Origin of the sequence: Bacillus sp. JJ783, assembly GCF_036963225.1 — a bacterium.
Taxonomy (GTDB): Bacteria; Bacillota; Bacilli; order Bacillales; family Bacillaceae_G; genus Bacillus_A; species Bacillus_A cereus_U.
The window spans coordinates 1-4535 of record NZ_JBALMG010000164.1; the positions used below are offsets into that span (position 1 = coordinate 1).

Here is a 4535-nt window from a genome sequence, read left to right on the forward strand (position 1 = left end):
TTTACTAGCTATTTATAGTTTTACATTATATATTAGGGGATTTTGAAATGAATACGAAACGAAATAGATTACTATATGCACTGTTTACTATAGTTGTTATTATTTTAGGTCTTAGTTCAAGAAAGTTTGCTTTTGCGTTACCAGATTTGTTAAATGAGTACTTAGGTGATGCTTTATGGGCATTAATGATTTTTACTGGATTTGGATTTTTGTTTCCTAAAATAGAAACGAGGAAATTAGCTTTTATTAGTTTGATGTTTTGCTACGGGATTGAAATTAGCCAATTGTACCATGCGGAATGGATAGATAGCATTCGCGCAACGACTTTAGGTGGACTCGTATTAGGGTACGGATTTTTATGGAGTGATTTAGTGGCTTACACAATTGGTGTTGGAGTAGGAATGCTTGGTGAGTTTATGCTACGGAAGAAATAAGTGAATTTTAAAAGGGTTATTTGTATATGGAGGATATATTAGAAATTGCAAAGTTTTGGTTTCAATATAAAGATGTTGCAGCTACTGAAATTCAACCAAACGTAACGAAAAATAATAAAGTGTATATTTTAAAGGGAAAGGGATCGATGAAGCAGCTTCTAAATGAATTAAATGTATTAGAACAGCTTGATGAGAAAGTTATTAAAGTACAAAAATTAGTAAAAACGAGAAATGATGAAAGGTACGTATTTTATAAAGAGAATTATTATTGTTTGTACGAATATGTTACTGGAAGTGTGCTAGAAATAAAAGATACAGAAAAGCTGATAAAGCTAGGGAGCACTATTGGAGATGAAATAGCGAATCTACATCAAGCACTAGATTCAGTGAACAGTACAAGCGGGTTAATAAAAAAAGATTTGTATAAAGTAGTATACGGATGGGCTTTACCAATTTTAGAAAAGAATGAACATGTTCATCAGGATGTAATTCAAATAATGGATCAAATACATATAGATTTCAAGGAAACGGTTCACTCATTACCGAAACAAATTATTCATCGGGATATGCACTTATCGAATGTAATCTTTAAAGAAAGTGATTTTCAAGGGTTTATCGATTTTGAGCTTTTAGAAGAAAACGTTAGAGTATTCGATTTATGCTATTGTTGTACGAGCATTTTGAGTGAGTTATATACTGATGAAATATTAAGAGGGAAATGGCTACGTATAGTTGGAAAGATCTTTGAAGGATATAATAAGCAAAATCCTTTAACAAGAGAGGAAATACAGTCTATATGGTATGGTATGTTATGCTTTCTATACAAATTATTTTTATTACTTATTTTGTTCAGTTAAAAGATTTACTAAAGTTAAATGAAGAGATGTTTTTATGGATTTTTGCTAATAAAGAAGCTATTGAAGAATCTATAGAAAGAGTCCTACTAATATGAAAAAAATAATATTAATTGGTTCTGGTGGTTCAGGAAAATCTACATTAGCAAAGCAGTTAGGAAATAAACTAAAAATACAGGTACATCATCTTGATGCGTTATTTTGGAAACCGAATTGGGTAGGTGTTCCGAGGGAGGAACAAAGAACAGTTCAAAATGACTTAATTAAAGAAGAAAAGTGGATTATTGATGGGAATTATGGCGGGACAATGGACATAAGAATTAACGCAGCGGATACAATTATCTTTCTTGATATTCATAGAACAATATGTGTTTATCGTGCTTTTAAAAGAATTGTGCAATATCGGAATAAAACAAGACCGGATATGGGTGCCGGATGTGAAGAAAGGTTTGACTTGCAATTTTTCAAATGGATATGGGAATACCCTAAGTCGAAAAGACCTGCAATTTTAAAAAGACTCGATCAATTCAATAAGGATAAAAGAATTATTATTTTAAAAACACCAAATGAGGTTCAACGATTCATAAAGGAAGTGCAGTAAGTATAAATGGGTGCATTAAAAACATTAAATTATGTTCCATTTTGAATGGAGGAATAATATTGAATGAAATAATTCGCTTGATTGATTCTTATATGGTAAAAATCCCAGCAGGGGAGATAGTTTTAAGAGACGATCGAATTAAAAGAGAATGGAAGGCCCAAATTAAGCCGTTTCTTCTTGCACAATATACTGTAACGATGGAATTATATTATACTGTTATAAATGAATCATCAAATTCTTTTCTAGGCAATCATAAACCCGTTGTTAATATTTCTTGGAATGATGTGATTATGTTTTGTAATTTACTTTCAAAAAAAGCGGGATTAAAAGAATATTATTCTATTAGTGATGGCGGTCAAAAGGTTAGTTGTAATGTAGAATCCAACGGCTACCGATTACCTTCTGAGGCAGAGTGGCAATATGCATGTAAAGCAGGGACTACTGGGTATACATATGGAGAACTTGATAAGATAGCTTGGTATAATAAAAACTCGGATGGGAAAATTCATGAGGTCGGTAAAAAAGAACCGAATGCATGGGGAGTATATGATATGTTAGGGAACGTTTGGGAATGGTGTTATGATTTGTATGATGAAAAGGTATATGGATCGTACCGAATTTTCCGAGGCGGTAGCTGGGCTGAAGAAGCGAGAGGGTGCGGTGCTACTTGTCGCCGCCGTAGCCATCCTACATTTCATATAGATGATCTTGGGTTTAGGCTCGCTAGGTCCATTTAGAAGAGATAAGAGTATAGGAAGTGCCTATACTCCTAATGACAACATAGAAATCATTTAACTTAAGGAGTGTTTACATTGGCACGTGTTTTATTCATTAATGCTGGATCAGAAGGTCATATTAATCCAACAATTAAAGTTGTAGAAGAACTTATTTCCCGCGGTGAAGATGTAGTTTATTTTTCAATAGAAGCTTTCAGGGAGCGTATTGAAAAAACTGGAGCTACTGTACGAACAATTGACGAACAAAAGTTTATAAAAGCTTTTCTTTCCGGTGGTCGAAATTATTTACCAGAAAGAATAAATGGTCTTTTACATACTGCAGATATTATTATACCGAGTGTTCTTGAACAAATTGAAGGAGGACATTTTGATTACATCATTCACGATTCTATGTTTGGCTGTGGACATCTAATTGCTCAAATTCTTAAACTCCCATCAATTAATTCGAGTACATCTTTTGCGCAGGGCGAAAAATCATTTACAAGAATGTTAGAACATCTTTCGAAAAATATCTCAGAGGAATCTATTGAAAAAATAAAAAATGATTTTCAAAATTTAACAATAGGAATTAAAGAAAAATATGGTGTTGAAATAAAATCACCTTATGAAGTTTTCTGTAATCCTGCACCACTTACAATTGTTTATACAACTAGGGAATTCCAACCTTTTGTAGAAAATTTTGATGAATCATATAAATTTGTAGGACCGTCTATTTCTACACAATTAAGAAAAGAAAACTTCGATTTTACTGCAATCGAAGGGGAAAGTCCGATTTATATTTCACTAGGCACGGTTTTTAACGAGTCCATTACTTTCTATAAACTTTGTTTTAAAGCGTTTGAGAATACTGATTATACTATTGTTATGTCTATCGGTGAAAAGACTAAAATAAGTGATTTAGGTAATATTCCTAAAAACTTCATTGTGAAAAACTATGTACCACAAACTGAACTTCTTACATATACGAAACTATTTATTACACACGGCGGGATGAACAGTACGCATGAAGGACTTTATAATGGAGTGCCACTCATTGTAATTCCGCAAAGTGCGGATCAGCCAGTAATCGCGAATCAAGTGGAGAATCTCGGGGCAGGAATTAAGTTACATATGAAAGAATTAACTGAGGATCAACTACGTGAAAGTGTAAATCTAGTATTAAATAACTCTTCATTCAAAGAAATTGCTTTGAATATGAAGGAGTCTTTCCGAAAATCGGGTGGGTATAAACAAGCTGTAGATGAAATTTTTAAATTTACAGGCCGTTATTAAAACTATACATGTGAAAGGGTGTCTATATTAAATGATATAGACACTTTTATGCTATATGAAGCGAGGAATTGATGAAATGGAAAGAATGAAAAGACTAAATGTAAATTTTGCTGATATGACAGCTACACCATTTTTTCAAGTGGAGGCGAAAAATAGAATTAGATTCGATATAGAATTATTTGAGGGTAATTTGAGAAAATTAAGAGGGATTTTGACTGAACTTTTTAAAAGTCCTGATGCAATTGATATTTCATTTACTTCCGGTTATATAACATATGGTAAAAGTAAGAGAATAAATGAGAAAACAAAAATCGGAAGATTCATGAAGATTAAAAATTGGACAGAAACGCAAGTAGACGATAATGATCTTAAAAGTACAATAATATTTACTACGATAAAAGGTGTACATAAAGATGAAGTATACAAGTATTGCAAGTATGTCGTTAATGGTGGTCAGCAAGCGTATATTTCTTTTTATAGCGATACTTATTTGTTATATATAAATTCAGATGTAATTGATATTATTTCAGCAGATGCAAGTTTAATAGAAAAATTAAAACTTCAATACAGAGAAGAATATGATAAGTTTTATGAAATAGAAGCATTAGAATAGGATACAGAAAAGGTGTTATATAAA

The 4535-nt window shown here is 32.1% G+C and carries 5 protein-coding genes and 1 pseudogene; all 6 read left to right on the top strand.

What is annotated here, in order from left to right; genetic code table 11:
- Positions 1 to 47 precede the first annotated feature (47 nt).
- The 6 genes and pseudogenes from V7038_RS26225 to V7038_RS26250 all read left to right on the top strand — a co-directional run bounded on the left by V7038_RS26225 (position 48) and on the right by V7038_RS26250 (position 4511).
- Complete coding sequence (locus tag V7038_RS26225) at positions 48 to 434, top strand: DUF2809 domain-containing protein (RefSeq protein ID WP_070146578.1); 387 nt, start codon at positions 48 to 50, stop codon at positions 432 to 434.
- Between the two features lie 26 nt (positions 435 to 460).
- Positions 461 to 1386 (top strand): annotated as a pseudogene (locus tag V7038_RS26230) (phosphotransferase enzyme family protein).
- Positions 1383 to 1889, top strand: coding sequence for a DNA topology modulation protein (locus V7038_RS26235; protein ID WP_070146576.1), 507 nt, complete (start codon positions 1383 to 1385; stop codon positions 1887 to 1889). The pseudogene V7038_RS26230 and the gene V7038_RS26235 overlap by 4 nt, the downstream one beginning before the upstream one ends.
- Before the next feature lie 59 nt (positions 1890 to 1948).
- Positions 1949 to 2626 (top strand): formylglycine-generating enzyme family protein, encoded by a 678-nt coding sequence (locus tag V7038_RS26240; RefSeq protein ID WP_070139392.1) that lies wholly within the window; start codon positions 1949 to 1951, stop codon positions 2624 to 2626.
- A gap of 75 nt (positions 2627 to 2701) precedes the next feature.
- Positions 2702 to 3898 carry a macrolide family glycosyltransferase gene (locus tag V7038_RS26245; protein ID WP_070146575.1) on the top strand — a complete coding sequence of 399 codons (1197 nt, stop codon included), beginning with the start codon at positions 2702 to 2704 and terminating at the stop codon, positions 3896 to 3898.
- Positions 3899 to 3974: 76 nt separating this feature from the next.
- Entirely contained in the window at positions 3975 to 4511 is a 537-nt protein-coding gene (locus V7038_RS26250; protein WP_070139468.1) for a phosphatase, read from the top strand.
- Positions 4512 to 4535 lie beyond the last annotated feature (24 nt).

What these genes read in the sequence shown, in the direction of transcription:
- V7038_RS26225 (WP_070146578.1), top strand. Translation starts at nt 48, where the DNA reads ATGAATACGAAACGAAATAGATTACTATATGCACTGTTTACTATAGTT.
- V7038_RS26250 (WP_070139468.1), top strand. Translation starts at nt 3,975, where the DNA reads ATGGAAAGAATGAAAAGACTAAATGTAAATTTTGCTGATATGACAGCT.
- V7038_RS26235 (WP_070146576.1), top strand. Translation starts at nt 1,383, where the DNA reads ATGAAAAAAATAATATTAATTGGTTCTGGTGGTTCAGGAAAATCTACA.